The sequence below is a fragment of the Aliidiomarina sp. genome, from assembly GCF_022565475.1.
Classification (GTDB): domain Bacteria; phylum Pseudomonadota; class Gammaproteobacteria; order Enterobacterales; family Alteromonadaceae; genus Aliidiomarina.
This window is the reverse complement of sequence record NZ_JAIUMR010000005.1, coordinates 126,378-142,559: the sequence shown is the minus strand read 5'-3', so window position 1 is coordinate 142,559 and position 16,182 is coordinate 126,378. Positions and strand designations below refer to the sequence as shown.

The following is a 16,182-nucleotide window of genomic DNA, read 5'->3' as shown; positions in this document are numbered from 1 at the left end:
TCCTTAACGCGTGTCATTCAATAATTGCAATAGCGGTTCTGCAAGTAACCTTGCGCGCCAACCCGAGAGTAAATCTGGGGTCCAAATCAACGCCTTCGACGCTTCACTGGTGTAATTTTGATAAACAAACACGTCATTGATTTGCTTTCGTGAGCCCAACAACGACGCCGGAATCCCTTGCGCTTCCGCAACCTCGGACATTAGAGCTTTTGCCGCTTTAAAAAAGCGTTTGTAAGCCGGCAACTGGTCATAACGTGGGATCTCTTCTGGCTGTTCGGCAACCGGTACCGCCAATCCTACCTCAATACAGTCAAGTGCCGCGTTGCCATACAGGCGCAAAGAACGCGGATGAACATCCGCAAGCAGGCCAAGTTGATGGCGATTCTGTGGTCGTTGGCGGGCAATTTCAACCAGCACATGGTCACGAAATACAAACGGCAACGCAACATCATTATCGCGCGCAAGCTGCAGCCGCCAAGCAGCCAGTTCACGTAAAATTGCTCGACCGCTGCCGTCGAGGAGGCTAACACCGCCAATCTCTCGCCAAGCCAAACGCGGATTCAACTCACGAGCACGCTTTTGCACTTGTTCCGTACACTCTTGAAGAACGATATCGGCAAAAGGCAACGCTGCCACTTCTGCTTGCATGGTTGCTGCTATTTGTTCGAGATAAACCACATCAGCGGCGGCATAATCTAATTGCGCTTTCGACAACGGACGCTGCAACCAATCGGTCCGGCTTTGGCTTTTGTCCAATGTTATGCCAAGACGCTGCTCAATTAACCCGGCATAGCCAATTTGGCTCCCATCGGTCAGAAAGGCATGGGCAATTTGTGTATCGAAAAGTCGTTGCGGTAAGGCGTTGTAGCGCTGAAATATCTCTAAATCTTCGCCACCAGCATGCAAAATAACCTCAATGTCATCGCGCATGAGCTGCCACAACGGCGTTAGATCCACACCATTTAACGGGTCGATCAAAATTGCATCACCACCGCTGCTGGCTTGGAACAAACCGAGCTGGGCATAAAATGTCCGGGTGCGGACAAACTCAGTGTCGACAACCACATAGCCGCTTTCGCGTGCACGATCGCAAAACGCCACCAGTTCCCCGGTGGCGTTTATCACACGATAGTGGACACTGGACTGAGCCTTAACTGAGTCACTTGAGTCAACAGTCATTAATCATCCCGTAGTTCGCGACGGAGAATTTTACCGACATTTGTTTTCGGCAACTCATCACGGAATTCTACCAGTTTCGGTACTTTATATGCCGTCAGGTTTTCGCGGCAGAAATCAATTAACTCTTTTTCTGCTAACGATTGGTCTTTCTTGACGACAACGATCTTCACCACTTCACCTGAAGATTCATTAGCAACGCCGACTGCGGCGACTTCCAGAACTTTCGGATGGCTGGCGACAACGTCTTCGATTTCGTTAGGATACACGTTAAAACCCGACACCAAAATCATGTCTTTCTTCCGATCAACGATACGGAAGAAACCATGCTCGTCAACAGTCGCCATATCGCCAGTGGCAAACCAGCCATCTTGAATGGCCTTATCCGTATCTTCTGGACGGCCGAGATAACCTGCCATAACCTGCGGGCCTTTCACTAACAGCTCACCAGGTTCACCCATCGGCACTTCGTTACCGTCTTCATCAACAATTTTACATTCCGTTGATGGCAATGGAATACCAATCGAGCCGGTGTAATGTTCGATATCGAACGGATTGGCGGTCACTACTGGCGAACACTCGGTCAGACCATAGCCTTCCAACAGCGCTGCACCGGTTACTTTCTCCCAGTTTTCAGCTACTGCACGTTGCACGGCCATACCGCCACCAAGAGCGATTTTCAGATGTGAAAAGTCGAGATCTTTAAAGCCCGGGGTGTGTAGAAGCCCGTTAAACAAAGTATTCACGCCGGAGATCATGGTGAACTTGTGCTTGCCGAGCTCTTTAATAAAGGCAGGCATGTCACGCGGGTTGGTGATCAAGATATTCTTGCCACCAAACTTCAAAAAGGCCAAGCAATTCGCGGTTAAGGCGAAGATATGATAGAGCGGCAATGCGGTAATCACGACCTCTTTGCCATCGCTTAAACGCGGCAAAATAAAGGCTGAAATTTGGTCGAGGTTCGCCACCATATTGCGGTGCGTTAGCATTGCGCCTTTTGATACCCCAGTGGTTCCACCGGTATATTGCAAGAAGGCTAAATCCTCACCCGCCACTTGCGGACGCGTATATGACTTCTTCGCTCCTTCTGCAAGTACATCGTTAAACTCGATGGTTTTCGACAACGAATAACTTGGCACCATTTTCTTCACGTGCTTAACGACGAGGTTGACAATCCAACGCTTCGGCACAGGCAACATATCACCGATGCCGGTGACGATGACTTTGTCGAGTTCGACGTCTTTTTCAATTTTCTCCAGCGTGTGCGCGAAGTTCTTCAGAATCACAATCGCGCGGCTTTTCGAGTCAGTCAGCTGATGCTTTAATTCTCGTGCGGTATAAAGTGGATTGACATTCACCACGGTCATACCCGCGCGTAAGATCCCGAACAAAGCAACTGGATACTGCAGCAAGTTCGGCATCATCACTGCAACTGGGTCACCTTTTTTCAGGCCGATCCCTTGCAAGTACGCCGCAAACTTTGTGGTTAATTCGTCAAGTTGACCGTAGGTAATTTCAGTATCCATATTGCTAAAGGCAACGTGGTCCCGATATTTTTTGACACTTTCTTCGAAGATTTCGACCAACGAAGCATAGTGATCCGGATCGATTTCTTTTGGCACCCCATTTGGATACCGTTCAAGCCAAATCTTCTCCACCGTGAACGCTCCTGATTGCTTATTTTTTTAAAAAAATCATCATGAAAAACAGTTCATCTTCTCATATCCGACCAGTGGTTCAAAGCGAAAATCAGGCTCGTTCGCACCATTATCGAGCACAATCGGCTAAAATTCGCGCAATCACCTCAGGTTCTTGCATGTGAGCGTGATGCCCACCTTTGATCGTGATTTGTGAGAAGTTCTGTACATAATGTTGCCAGTTGTTGACTGCCTGCAACAGATTTTCATGGCCTCGGTCGCCCAATACCACCTCCATTGGGCACTTGATACTCTTTAACATATCGACCGCATGCATTTCTGTAAAGCGAATTGGTGACGCTAACCGCACACGCGGGTCAACTCGCCATTGGAACCCTGATGGGGTCTCTACAACGCTGCGCTCAATTAATAAACGCGCCAAATCAAGACTCAGATCGTTTAATTCCGCGCGCATCCTCACTAATCGTTGTAAGTCTTTATAGCAAGGAGGTGCTTTGCTGCGCAACTCGCTGCGATGTTCGAGCGCTTTTTGCAGATGAGTGACGAGGTTACCTTCTGCACCGAACCACAATCCCATAGCCTCAATTACGGTCAACTGCTGAACCTGTTCTGGTTTCGCAGCCGCAAGCATTTGCGCGACATAACCGCCCATACTATGGCCGAGCAAGTGAACATTAGACCAATCTTGCATGTCCATCAGGGTTGCCACATCTGCGACGTATTCGGTGAAATAATACCAAGCACCCTTTGGTCGATGCTCGGAATGCCCATGACCAGCAAAATCGAGCGCGATAAAATCGATGTCGCGATGGATCCCGAGTGGATCCTTCTGAGCCCGTTCTTGCAAGGCTTGAATTATTGGTTGGAAACTGGCTGCATTATCGAGCCAACCATGCAAGGCAAGTACCGTCAATGGCGGCTTTTTATCATCACGATCGGCGGCAGAATTGCTCGCGGAGATACGTGTGCGTATCCCCGCGAGGGTTAGATATGGGAGTTCAAATGTAACCGGAATCAATGTTGTTGCCGCACCGGTTCTCGCTGCATTTGCGGACGCTCTTGTTGCGGACGCTGTTGCACGGGTGGACGAATGTCCCGGTTATCGCCATCGGCGCGTACGCCATAGGGGAAATAGTACGGGTGCACTCGATAAGGGCCAGTGCCATAGAGGCGGTGGCGATACCAAGGTGAGTACATGTCATGGTGCCAAACATCCACACGCTGCGGTTCTTCTGACCACAATTGGACGCCACGCGACACCACCGTAGGGAAACTATACTCAAACTCGTCGATGGTATCGACGACGAGGCCTTGGTAAGTGCCAAGCACGGTTAATGTCCGTCCTTTGGCATAAATTTCTGGGTCCGCAAAGCCTTCAAGTCGGACACGAAAACGTCCCGGCGTGTTGTCACTGACATACGGACGACCAGTTCCGCGCAATTCAAACGCAACCACTTCAATTTCGGAATGGTCGGCGCGATTGCGAACTTCGGCAATAATACCTCCCCAACGCACCAAGCTACCTTCGGTCGCAGTTGGATTTGTCATGACTTGGGCGAAACTTGTCAGTTCACTTTTGTCGGCCTGAATTGACTCGGGTAAACGTGACGCACAACCACTCGCTACGGCGAGACTCACGCCCGCGAGCAGCAGACTGCGAAACCATGTTGCGGTTAAGAACTTCATTCGGCACCTCCATGACAGGGTGAAAACCCTATCAAATTCACCAATTTCGATTAACCTCGGCCAGGTAATTTCTGCCAAGTCACTTCATTACGTACGTAATCTAAATCAAATTCCGTTGCTTTCACGGCTTCGCCCGCTAAAAATTTTGCGCGACCGAGTACCAGCATATCTTGCGCATGCGGGAAGCGAATATCGTTTAAATGCTTCACCTCAGCAGGCTGCAGCGCGTTAATTAATTCGCTGGTGTAGGTTTCAAAACCAGTACCGACGCCAGCTAAAGTCTCATTGTCACTCAGCGACAGCTGCAAGGTCGACAAGACCAACGACGGCGCGCACACCACATCGGCTTGTTCCTGTATCATCAGACCATCAACTTGCCGACAGGTTCCAGCATAAACTTCACCCATCCGCGCATCAATGGCTGCAATCACGCGCGGCACGCCATGCAATCGCCACGCTTGCTGCGCCATGGCTTGCAAACTAGAAATTCCCACGAGCGGCAGGTTTTGACTAAATGCTAAGCCTTGGGCAATACCGGCAGCAATGCGAACGCCAGTAAAACTTCCAGGGCCGCGACCGACAATAACGGCATCTAAATCCGCTAATGCGACTTGCGCTTCGGCCAAAACCGCTTCGACGCAGGGTAGCAACAAGTCAGCATGCCGACGAGGCGCTTCTTCACCCCGAACAATCAACTGCTGTCCATCACTATACGCGACTGAACAAAATTCAGTTGCACTATCAATCGCCAATAATTTCGGCTCGGTCATGTTTCCTTCCTCAAAAATTCTAAAGCCTGTTGCAATGAACGTGTTCGCTGCATGGGTGGTAGGCTTGCCAAAAACGTTTGCCCATAGTGTTTCGTAACCATCCGATTATCGCAGATAATCAACACCCCGCGATCATGCACATCGCGTACTAAACGACCAGCGCCCTGCTTCATGGCGATGACTGCCTGTGGGATTTGAATGGTTGCAAATGGATCTTCGCCGCGCATCCGGCAATCTTCAACCCGGGATTGCAGCAGTGGCTCATCCGGTGAACTAAACGGTAGTTTATCAATGATGACACAACGTAACGCATCACCGCGCACATCGACCCCTTCCCAAAATGAACTAGTTCCTAACAAAACTGCATTCTCTGCAGCAACAAACTGACTGAGTAATTCGCGTTTACTCAGTTCACCTTGGACCAAAATAAGTCGGTCGGTGTCTTGATTTAATGCTTTTGCCACCAGTTGCAACATGCGGTGGCTGGTAAACAACACGAACGTGCCACCATGGTTCGCTGCCACCACGTCTTCCACCAACGCCACTAACGCTGGCCCCATTTCTCGGGCATGGGGTTCTGGCAGGTAGCGCGGCAGGCACAGCAAGGCTTGTTCAGAAAAATTAAACGGGCTATCGAGAATCAACGAGTGTAATTGATGTTGGTGTTGCCCGAGGCCAAGTCGCTGATTAAAGAAATTAAATGAACCATTCACCGTCAGTGTCGCGGACGTAAACACCCAACGTGCTTCTTGTGCGTCGAGCTGCCGACCAAAAGGTTCGGCCACGGATAAGGGCGTGCGGTGTACACTTAAATGCCGTGGTGTGGTTTCAAACCAATAGCTGTAACCCGTCACCTGCGTCGCTTGCAACACTGACCAGCGTTTATTGATGAGATCAAGGCGCTCATAACATTGATCTAAGTCTTTGCTGCGGCCAAGCAAGTTGCGACAAATATCGAGCGCTCTTTGCAACATGTCAGCCAAACGCTGAATGGCAACTCCGGTCTGTTCGGCAGCGCTCGCGTCACGCCAATTTCCTCGTTCCGGATCGACAGCAAAAGTTAAGCGCAAATCGCGCGCTGAACGCTCCAGTTGGTCAGCAATCTGCGACAGTGAGCGAGCGTCACGAACTTCTGTGCGATAGAGTAATTGCAGGTCTTTGCAGAGCTCGACAATCATGCGCGTCGAAACGGTTTCGCTGAAGTACTGACTGGCAATGTCAGGCAGTTGGTGGGCTTCATCGAAAACAATCAGATCGGCAGCTGGAATGAGCTCACCAAAGCCAGTGTCTTTGAGAACTAAGTCCGCGCAAAAAAGGTGATGATTGACGACGACAATATCGGCTTCAAGTGCCTCTTTCCGCGCTTGAACTAAATAGCAGTCTTCATATTGCGGACATTCACGCCCCAAACAATTATCAATCGTACTCGTCACCCGCGCCAATACTTGCGTGTCCTCCGGTAACTCGGAAAGTTCGCCTAAGTCTCCGGTTTTTGTTCGATTTGCCCAGTCCCGAATTAATTGTAAATGTGTCAGCGCATCACCATCGACTTCGCCCGGATAGCGAATGGTTTGTTCCAGCCGATTTAAACACAGGTAATTACTCCGGCCTTTGAGCAGTGCAGCGACTTTTCGCGGCGCCAGCACTTCACGCAACTGCGGTAAGTCACGATGAAACAATTGCTCCTGTAGGTTCCGGGTTCCTGTGGAAATAATAACTTTCCCTGAGCGCAATAACGCTGGGGCTAAATATGCAAACGTCTTACCTGTCCCTGTTTCCGCTTCTACCACAAGTTGTTCGCCAGCAGTCTTTAAGCGGGTAATCGCCTCTGCCATTTCTAATTGTGCGGGTCGTGGTTGAAAACCCGGTAGCGCTTTACTCAATGCGCCGTCCGGTGCAAAAACTGCAGTTACCTCTGACATCATGCTGTCCTTTACGATATGCTAAGCTCATTATTTCATATCTAGCTGTGGATGCCGACTAATATGCGGGTGAAATTTTCTCGTCAATTACGCAATTTCCTTTTGCTCGCCTGTGCACTGCTGATTTTCGGTCACGCACAAGCGAATGATGCAATTACTCCGGAAGAATTGCGCGCTGCTTATCTTGCCAACGTGATTCATTACGTCACCTGGCCGAATGAATCTGTGCGACAAACGCTGACCATCGGTGTGTTAGGCAGCCCACAAGTTTATCGCCAACTACAATCAGCTCCACTTGGCACCATCCGCGGTCTCAATATTGAAGTTGTTGAGCTGACTCGCCCAAGTAACGCTAGTGAAGTCGACATTCTCTATATTGCACCCGCAGCATCGCATTTATTAAACAGTACATTTGGCCAAGTGCGTTCGCGTCCTATTTTAATGATTACTGAACACTCGCCAGCCCGTGAAGAAATGATGATCAATTTAGTCGCCACCAGTCAGAATCGACTGGGCTTCCAAGTGAATACCGATCGCATTGAAAGTGCAGGCCTGCGCTTAACCGCGGATTTATTGACCCTTCGAGGCAATGAGCTAGAAATGGCGGTGATGGCCCGGCGCGCGCAAACCCGAGCTGCTGAGCTGCAAATTCAAGTGCGCACGTTGGAAAGTGAGCTTGAGCAAAATCGTGACGACAATCAACAACTACTCAGTCGCATTGACATGCTCGAGCAAACGGTCCGCGAACGCGACAACGTGCTGCGCGCGCAGCAAGGAACACTCGAAGATAAACAGCAACTGATGGAGTCGCAACAATCGGCCTTGCAAGAGTTGTTAAGCGAACTTGATGAACAACGACGCATCTTATTTGAGCGTGAAGAACAATTACGCCAAATTCAGAATACGTTGCGCCGGAGTGAAGAGGCGCTCGCGGCTCAGCAAGTGCAATTAACTCAAAAAGAAGCACAACTGCGGCAAAAACAGCAAGAAAGTGACGAGCTCGCCGAGCGCATTTTGGCGAACCGGAACGTTCTCGCTGTGCAGCAACAACAATTGCGTGATCAGCGTGCGGCGATTGACGAACAACTGGCGTTACTGGAGTCACGTGAGCGGACCATTGATCGGCAACGGCTTTATCTCTGGGCGATTGGCGTGGCATTCTTGGTCGCGTTGATCTTAGCCTTCACGACGGTGGTGATGTTCCTAAATAAACGAAAAACGGCTGGGAAGTTGTTGCTCGCTCTCGATGAGTTACGTGACGCTCAAGACAAACTCGTCGAGTCGGAGAAGATGGCTGCACTCGGAAACTTAGTCGCGGGCGTTGCCCATGAAGTCAATACCCCGCTGGGCGTTGCGATTACCGGCACCAGCATGGTGCATGACCGCATGGCAATTCTTAAAGAACAACTTGAACAAGGTCAGCTAACCCGCGATCAACTCAGTGGTTTCATTGAGCGTGGCAGTGACAGTTTAAGCTTAACGCAGAAAAACTTGGCACGCGTTGGTGAACTGATTAGTAACTTTAAACAAATCGCGGTTGACCAAATGGTCGCCGAGAAACGTGAGATAAATTTAAAAACCTATCTCGAAGAAGTCATGTCGACGCTTTCGATCGAGCTTCGCCGTGCAGGTATTGTCTATAAAGTCGACATTGCTGATGACATACCGATGACGACGATTCCAGGTGCGATGGCACAGATCATCACAAACCTTGTCACCAATGCGATCCGGCACGCGTTTTATGGTCGCCAAGGCAATGACAAAGCATTAATTACCCTCCAAGCGGATCGTATTGAGGGCGACCAAATCCGTTTGCGGTTCATCGATAATGGCGCCGGCATGGACGAAGTCACCTTAAGCAAAATATTTGATCCCTTCTTCACTACCAAGCGTAATGAAGGCGGCACAGGTTTAGGCATGCCGATTGTCTATAACTTGGTCCGACAGAAACTGAAAGGTGATATCACGGTAGCAAGCACTGAAGGTGAAGGGACAACCTTCACACTGTTGCTACCACGTAAAGTATAAGTCGGAAGAAAATGCTTGCAATTTGAGCTTAGGACGATAGAATTCATACAACTTTTCGCAAATTGTTTAATTTATAAGGCTTAGATGATGACTTTTCTAGACAACTTAGCAGACAACTTGAACGTTCAGGGCTTACGCTCTGCGTCTGCTGTGGGTCATCATCACCATTTCCTCTAGTGGCCTTTCGCTTGAGGGAGGTCGTTTGGTACCTTCCTAAGCTGTCATCTATTGAAGCCCCGGAAGCGTACCTTCCGGGGCTTTTACGTACTTGCTTTTACCTATTCAATTTTGCGCTTTTAATTTGCTAGTTTTTAAATTTTCAATAAAGGTAACCACTATGAATAACAGCCGTTTAACGATTGCCGTGCAGAAATCAGGGCGTCTCAGCAAAGAATCGATGAAGTTATTAGAAGCCTGTGGCGTTAAATTTAACTTACACGAGCAGCGTTTGATGGCACACAGCACCAGCCACCCGATTGATCTTCTGCGCGTGCGCGACGACGATATTCCCGGCTTGGTTATGGACGGTGTGGTCGATTTAGGACTCGTCGGCGAAAACGTGCTGGAAGAAGAGCGCCTCGAGCGCGCGATTAAGAAGCAGCCGAATCAATTTCAACAGCTGCGTCGACTCGACTTCGGTTATTGTCGCCTCAGCGTTGCCGTGCCAAAAGAAGGCAACTACCAAGGCTTAAATGATTTAAACGGTTGTAAAATTGCTACGACCTACCCACGAATTTTAGAAAACTATCTGCAGCAACAAGGCGTCGATGCCAAGCCAGTGATGCTCACTGGTTCAGTCGAAGTCGCTCCGCGCGCTGGTTTAGCGGACGCTATTTGTGACTTAGTTTCCACCGGCGCAACGTTAGAAGCGAACGGCCTCGTTGAGAAGGACGTTATTTTCCGCTCACAAGTACAATTGATTCAGCGCGCGGAATCACTCAGCGAGGAAAAGCAATCACTGGTTAGCAAACTGCTTGCTCGCCTTGACGGTGTTCAGCTGGCGAAAGAAAGCAAATACATCATGCTACACGCACCGAAAGATAAACTCGCTGAAGTTGAAGCAATTCTTCCCGGCGCTGAACGGCCAACGGTTTTGGCTCTGAGCCACACGGACGAGCAAGTTGCTGTCCACGTCGTCAGCACCGAAAACCTGTTCTGGGAAACCATGGAACAGCTGAAAGCATTGGGCTGTAGCTCAATTCTAGTCATGCCAATTGAGAAGATGATGGGGTAAACCATGGCAACTGATGTGCAAGTGCTTGATTGGCAAGCTCTGACGCTACAACAACGGAATGACGCCCTTGCCCGCCCGACACAGGCGGTGAGTGAGCGTTTACAACAACAAGTCGCCGCGATTATTGATGCCGTGGCAAACGGTGGCGACCAAGCATTACTCGACTACACAGCACAATTCGACGGCGTGAGCCTTGCCAGCCCTGTGCTCGCCATGGCAACCGTTGAAGCGCTAGCTGCGCAGGCACCAGAGCAAGTCAAACGAGCTATCGACCAAGCCTACGCGAATATTCGCCAGTTCCACCTTGCTCAACAACCTCAGGATATTCGCGTCGAAACCATGCCAGGCGTGGTCTGCGAACAGCGTTTTCAGGCCCTTGAGCGTGTCGGTTTATACATTCCTGGCGGCAGTGCTAGCTTACCAAGCACGGTTTTGATGCTGGGTATCCCAGCGCAAATCGCCGGTTGCCAAGAGCGCATTCTAATTAGCCCGCCGAGCGCTAGTGGCGAGCTTTCCCCAGCGATTTGCTATGCCGCCGTAAAATGTGGCGTCACGCAAGTCTGCCTTGGCGGCGGCGCGCAAGCGATTGCCGCACTCGCGTTAGGCACCGACAGCATTGCCAAAGTCGACAAGATTTTTGGTCCGGGTAACGCTTATGTCACCGAAGCGAAACAGCAGGTAAGTCAGATTGCTGGCGGCCCAGCGATTGATATGCCTGCTGGTCCCTCGGAAATTTTGGTCATCGCCGATGACAGCGCCGAGCCCGCTTTTGTCGCTGCCGACTTACTTTCCCAAGCCGAGCACGGCCCTGACTCACAAGTGATTTTATTGTCACCGAGCCGTAGCCTGATTGCGCAAGTGCAAGCAGAACTCACTGCACAACTCGCTGCATTGCCACGCCAATCCATTGCCAGCCAAGCATTAAGTGCCAGTGCGCTTATTCTCACGTGCGACCTTGACGAAGCAGTGGCGATTAGCCAAGCGTACGCACCCGAGCACTTGTTACTGCAGTTCGACGACACCGATACCTATTTGCCACAACTGACCAACGCAGGCTCGATTTTTGTTGGGCACTACACGCCAGAGTCAGGCGGCGACTATGCGACAGGTACGAATCACGTGTTGCCAACCTACGGTTTCGCCCGTAACTACAGTAGTCTTGGCCTTCTCGATTTTTATCGTCGCTATACCGTGCAAACGGTCTCTGCCAGCGGCCTGCAAAACTTGGGGAAAACCTTAATTGACTTAGCCGCTGAAGAACAGCTTGATGCGCATTTACGCGCTGTGTCGCTGCGTTTAGACAGCGCACGAATGCAAAACGATTTAGCCAAAGAACAAACCACCTCGGAGACACGTTAATGAGCACTACTGTTGCCAACTTAGTCAATACGCTCATGCGCGAGCACTTGCGTTCATTTACGCCCTACGCGTCAGCGCGTCGCAGCATGTCCGGCGGTAATGTCTGGCTCAATGCGAATGAATCACCCTACTCTCAGAGCTACAGCGTAAAAACAGAAGGCTTGAACCGCTATCCGGATTTTCAAAATCAGGCGCTGAATCAGTCCTATGCCCACTATGCCGGTGTGGCCGGCAATCAAGTGATCAGCCACCGTGGCAGTGACGAAAGCATTGAGCTGTTAATTCGCACCTTCTGTGAGCCGGGTCGCGATAAAATTTTGATTTGCCCGCCAACCTACGGCATGTATGCGATTAGCGCCGCGATTAACAATAACGAAGCCGTTGCTGTGCCGTTACGCGCTGACAACTGGCAGCTCGATCTTGCCGGCATCGAACAGGCATTAGCGAATGAGCCGGGTATTAAAGTGGTATTTTTGTGCAATCCGTCAAACCCACTCGGTAACGCGTTGAATCGAGATGACATGCAACGGGTGATTAAACTCTGTCAGAACCGTGCACTGGTCGTCATCGACGAAGCCTACATTGAATTTGCCCAAGCACGGTCACCGGCCGCCTATGCGAATTCAAATACTTTGCAGGGTAACTCGAACGTATCCATGATCAGCGCGATTGACCAGAATCCCCACGTGATTGTCATGCGCACCTTATCCAAAGCCTTTGGCTTGGCCGGGATTCGAGTCGGCTTTACGCTGACTAACGCGGATTTAGTTCAGGCCTTATTACCGGTTCTCGCGCCGTACCCGTTGCCAGATTTAAGCATTCAGGTGGCGCAGCAGGCGTTGAGCTCGAAAGAACAAGCACGGGTGCGCGAAAACACCGCGCAAACCATCGCTGAGCGCGCTAAACTTGCGGTCGCATTGCAAGGTTATTCATGGGTCAAACAGGTCTACAACTCGGTCACTAACTTTATTTTACTGGCAGTGTCCGACGCCGACGCCCTGATGCAACACTGCATTCAAGCCGGTGTTCTGATTCGTAATCAATCGTCGCAAGTTGGCCTCAGCAATTGCGTCCGTATTACCGTCGGCAGCGCCAGCGAAAATCAACAGTTACTGGCAGTCCTTGATGACTTTAAAGCCAACAAGGCAGGAGCATAACCATGAGTCAGCAAAAAATTCTCTTTATCGATCGTGACGGCACCTTAGTGGAAGAGCCAGCGGTCGACAAACAACTCGATAGCCTCGCAAAACTTGTTTACGAACCGGGCGTGATTAACGCCCTGCAAGACCTCCAAGCTGCCGGCTATCGTCTTGTCATGGTCAGCAATCAAGACGGACTTGGCACCGACAGCTTTCCGCAGGCGGACTTTGATCCCCCCCACAACGCCATGATGGATCTTTTTACCGCCCATGGCATTCGCTTTGACGATGTGCTGATTTGTCCGCACTTCCCAGAAGACAACTGCACCTGCCGTAAACCCAAGCTCGGTTTGGTGAAAGACTACTTGCAACAAGGTAAAGTCGACTTCACCACGTCCGCTGTCATTGGCGACCGTCAAACTGACCTTGAATTAGCAGAAAACATGGGTATCGCCGGTATTCGCTATGAGCGTGGCGTCAATGGTTGGGCGCAAATCGTTAAGCAATTGACCACCAAGCCGCGCACTGCTGAAGTTGTTCGTACCACCCGCGAGACCGACATTCGTGTACAAGTAAACCTCGACGAAGCGGGTCCGGTGAAACTTGCGACCGGCATTGGCTTCTTCGACCACATGCTTGAGCAAATTGCCACCCACGGCGGCTTTTCCTTACAAGTCACCGTCGACGGCGACCTCCACATCGACGATCACCACAGTGTCGAAGACACTGCATTAGCGTTGGGCGAAGCATTACACAAAGCCCTTGGTGACAAACGTGGCATTGGCCGCTTCGGTTTTGTCTTACCAATGGACGAATGCCGCGCCGAGTGTGTGCTCGATATTTCGGGTCGTCCCTATTTGGTCTTCGACGCTGACTTTAGCGCCGAGAACGTGGGTCAATTGGCGACCCAAATGGTGCCACATTTCTTCCGTTCACTGTGCGACAGCATGAAAATCTCGCTGCACTTAAGCACCACCGAAGGCAACGCGCACCACCAAGTGGAGGGCCTGTTTAAAGTCTTTGGCCGCGCCCTGCGTCAGGCGATTCGGCGTCAAGGCAATGAAATGCCGTCAAGCAAGGGTGTTTTGGCATGAGTACGTCCGCTGCAAACAACAATCTAGTCATCGTCAATACCCGGGTTGCCAACCTAGCTTCAGTGGCCTTCGCCTTTCGTCGCCTCGGCGTTGAGCCAGTCATTAGTGCTGACCCTGAAATCATCCGCAATGCTGAACGCGTGGTTTTACCCGGCGTAGGCACTGCTGAAGCCGCAATGCGCGCCTTGCACGAGATCGACTTAGTCAGCACCTTGCAAGGGTTAACGCAGCCGGTATTGGGGATTTGTTTGGGGATGCAAATGCTGACGCGTTATTCAACTGAAACTCGTGCCGCGGAGCCAGTGCCTGCCCTTGGTGTCATTCCGACGCACATTGAGCGGCTGCGCAGCCAAGTCGGTTTGCCATTACCGCACATGGGTTGGAACCGTACGGAAGTCAGCGATCACCCGCTGTTTCAAGATCTCGAACAGCCATGGTTTTACTTTGTCCACAGCTTTGCCGCACCGGTTGACGGCGCCACCATTGCCAGTTGTGACTATGGCCAACCGTTTGCCGCTGCGATCGCCAATGGCAATTTCCTCGGTGTGCAATTTCACCCTGAACGCTCTGGCGCCGACGGTGCGCGTGTTTTACAGAATTTCTTGGAGTTTACATGCTAATTCCAGCTCTCGATTTAATTGACGGTAACGTCGTTCGCCTGCTCAAAGGTGACTTTAACCAGCAAACCACCTACCACAGCAATCCGGTGGCTGTTGCACTGCAGTATCGTGATGAAGGCGCAGAATTTCTTCATTTAGTCGACCTTGACGGCGCTCGCGATACGAGCAAGCGCCAGCTGAACTTACTCACCGAAATTGTCACCGTCACTGGCTTACCGATTCAAACCGGCGGCGGTATTCGCAGCCGCGACGACGTCGCTAACTTATTAGCCGCTGGTGTTCAGCGCGCTGTAATTGGCTCAAAAGCCGTCACCGCTGTTGACGAAGTCTTAGGTTGGCTCGACGAGTTTGGGCCGGAAGCAATTGTCTTAGCGCTCGACATCAATATTGACGAGCAAGGCAACCGCTGGCTTGCCACCCATGGCTGGCAAAGCACCAGTGAAGTGCGTCTAGAAGACGTGCTCGACCGCTACCAAGCACGTGGTTTGAAGCATGTACTTTGCACCGATATCAGCCGCGACGGCACCTTAGCGGGTAGCAATGTCGAGCTTTACCGCGTTCTCAAACGCGCCTATCCGAGCATTATCTGGCAAGCGTCCGGCGGTGTTGCTAGCTTAGCTGAGCTGGAAACATTAAAAAGCGCCAATTGCGATAGTGTCATTCTCGGCAAGTCACTGCTGACCGGCCAATTCACCTTACCGGAGGCACTCACATGCTGGCAAAACGCATAATTCCGTGCCTCGACGTTCGTGACGGTCAAGTCGTCAAAGGCGTGCAGTTCCGTAATCACGAAATTGTTGGTGACATTGTGCCTCTGGCGAAACGCTACGCCGAAGAAGGTGCCGATGAATTAGTCTTTTATGACATCACCGCATCGTCCGATGGTCGCGTGGTCGACAAGTCCTGGGTCAGCCGCGTTGCCGAAGTGATTAACATCCCATTCGCCGTTGCGGGTGGCATTCAGTCGATTGAGCAAGCGCGCGAAATTCTGGCCATGGGCGCGGATAAAATATCGGTCAATTCACCGGCTCTGCGCCGCCCTGAGCTAATTAACGAACTGGTTTCTGAGTTTGGTCAACAGTGCGTTGTCATTGGCATCGACAGCTTTTATAACCAAGAGACCGGAACCTACGACGTCTATCAATTCACTGGTGACGAGACTCGCACGCAGAAAACCAGTTGGCAAACCGCCGACTGGGTGCAAGAAGTGATCGCGCGCGGTGCCGGTGAAATCGTGCTGAACTGTATGAATCAAGACGGCGTACGCAATGGCTATGATATTCAGCAGTTAAAAGCGATTCGCGCAGCCTGCAACGTACCACTCATCGCCTCAGGCGGTGCCGGTTCGGTTGAACATTTTATCGAGGTGTTTCAACAAGCCAACGTCGACGGTGCGCTCGCCGCTTCGGTCTTTCATAAAGGCGTGATTGCAATTCCGGATTTAAAAACTGAGCTGCGCAGCTCCGGCGTGATTATTCGGCCTTAGTCGATTCGCC

General features: G+C 51.0%; 14 protein-coding genes. 8 read left to right on the top strand and 6 right to left on the bottom strand.

Going from position 1 to position 16,182, the window contains the following annotated elements; translation table 11 throughout:
- Positions 1-3: 3 nt before the first annotated feature.
- The 6 genes from rnd to LAT77_RS06280 form a co-directional block, all read right to left on the bottom strand.
- On the bottom strand, positions 4-1,179 hold the full coding sequence (gene rnd, locus LAT77_RS06305; RefSeq protein WP_290563712.1) for a ribonuclease D: 1,176 nt from the start codon (positions 1,177-1,179) through the stop codon (positions 4-6).
- Positions 1,179-2,834, bottom strand: coding sequence for a long-chain-fatty-acid--CoA ligase FadD (gene fadD, locus LAT77_RS06300; RefSeq protein ID WP_290563711.1), 1,656 nt, complete (start codon positions 2,832-2,834; stop codon positions 1,179-1,181). The genes rnd and fadD overlap by 1 nt, the downstream gene beginning before the upstream one ends.
- 109 nt (positions 2,835-2,943) lie before the next feature.
- Positions 2,944-3,852, bottom strand: a complete 909-nt coding sequence (locus LAT77_RS06295; protein ID WP_290563710.1) for an alpha/beta hydrolase — start codon at positions 3,850-3,852, stop codon at positions 2,944-2,946.
- Positions 3,849-4,520: a Slp family lipoprotein gene (locus LAT77_RS06290; RefSeq protein ID WP_290563709.1), complete on the bottom strand. Its 672-nt coding sequence runs from the start codon at positions 4,518-4,520 to the stop codon at positions 3,849-3,851. The genes LAT77_RS06295 and LAT77_RS06290 overlap by 4 nt, the downstream gene beginning before the upstream one ends.
- Before the next feature lie 50 nt (positions 4,521-4,570).
- Positions 4,571-5,290 carry a tRNA (adenosine(37)-N6)-threonylcarbamoyltransferase complex dimerization subunit type 1 TsaB gene (gene tsaB / locus LAT77_RS06285; protein ID WP_290563708.1) on the bottom strand — a complete coding sequence of 240 codons (720 nt, stop codon included), beginning with the start codon at positions 5,288-5,290 and terminating at the stop codon, positions 4,571-4,573.
- Positions 5,287-7,212 carry an ATP-dependent DNA helicase gene (locus LAT77_RS06280; RefSeq protein WP_290563707.1) on the bottom strand — a complete coding sequence of 642 codons (1,926 nt, stop codon included), beginning with the start codon at positions 7,210-7,212 and terminating at the stop codon, positions 5,287-5,289. Before LAT77_RS06280 ends, tsaB begins: the two co-directional genes overlap by 4 nt.
- A 63-nt stretch (positions 7,213-7,275) precedes the next feature.
- Here LAT77_RS06280 and LAT77_RS06275 point away from each other — a divergent pair, with 63 nt between their 5' ends.
- The 8 genes from LAT77_RS06275 (at position 7,276) to hisF (ending at position 16,172) form a co-directional block, all read left to right on the top strand.
- Complete coding sequence (locus LAT77_RS06275) at positions 7,276-9,240, top strand: YfiR/HmsC family protein (protein WP_290563706.1); 1,965 nt, start codon at positions 7,276-7,278, stop codon at positions 9,238-9,240.
- 337 nt (positions 9,241-9,577) lie between these two features.
- Entirely contained in the window at positions 9,578-10,474 is an 897-nt protein-coding gene (gene hisG / locus LAT77_RS06270; protein WP_290563705.1) for an ATP phosphoribosyltransferase, read from the top strand.
- A gap of 3 nt (positions 10,475-10,477) precedes the next feature.
- The gene (gene hisD / locus LAT77_RS06265; RefSeq protein ID WP_290563704.1) at positions 10,478-11,833 is read left to right on the top strand and encodes a histidinol dehydrogenase; all 1,356 of its coding nucleotides are present in this window, start codon (positions 10,478-10,480) and stop codon (positions 11,831-11,833) included.
- Positions 11,833-12,990 carry a histidinol-phosphate transaminase gene (gene hisC, locus LAT77_RS06260; protein WP_290563703.1) on the top strand — a complete coding sequence of 386 codons (1,158 nt, stop codon included), beginning with the start codon at positions 11,833-11,835 and terminating at the stop codon, positions 12,988-12,990. Before hisD ends, hisC begins: the two co-directional genes overlap by 1 nt.
- A 2-nt stretch (positions 12,991-12,992) precedes the next feature.
- Positions 12,993-14,066 carry a bifunctional histidinol-phosphatase/imidazoleglycerol-phosphate dehydratase HisB gene (hisB, locus tag LAT77_RS06255; RefSeq protein WP_290563702.1) on the top strand — a complete coding sequence of 358 codons (1,074 nt, stop codon included), beginning with the start codon at positions 12,993-12,995 and terminating at the stop codon, positions 14,064-14,066.
- Entirely contained in the window at positions 14,063-14,686 is a 624-nt protein-coding gene (gene hisH, locus LAT77_RS06250) for an imidazole glycerol phosphate synthase subunit HisH (RefSeq protein WP_290563701.1), read from the top strand. The genes hisB and hisH overlap by 4 nt, the downstream gene beginning before the upstream one ends.
- Entirely contained in the window at positions 14,680-15,417 is a 738-nt protein-coding gene (hisA, locus tag LAT77_RS06245; RefSeq protein ID WP_290563700.1) for a 1-(5-phosphoribosyl)-5-[(5-phosphoribosylamino)methylideneamino]imidazole-4-carboxamide isomerase, read from the top strand. The genes hisH and hisA overlap by 7 nt, the downstream gene beginning before the upstream one ends.
- Complete coding sequence (gene hisF / locus LAT77_RS06240) at positions 15,399-16,172, top strand: imidazole glycerol phosphate synthase subunit HisF (RefSeq protein ID WP_290563699.1); 774 nt, start codon at positions 15,399-15,401, stop codon at positions 16,170-16,172. The genes hisA and hisF overlap by 19 nt, the downstream gene beginning before the upstream one ends.
- Positions 16,173-16,182 lie beyond the last annotated feature (10 nt).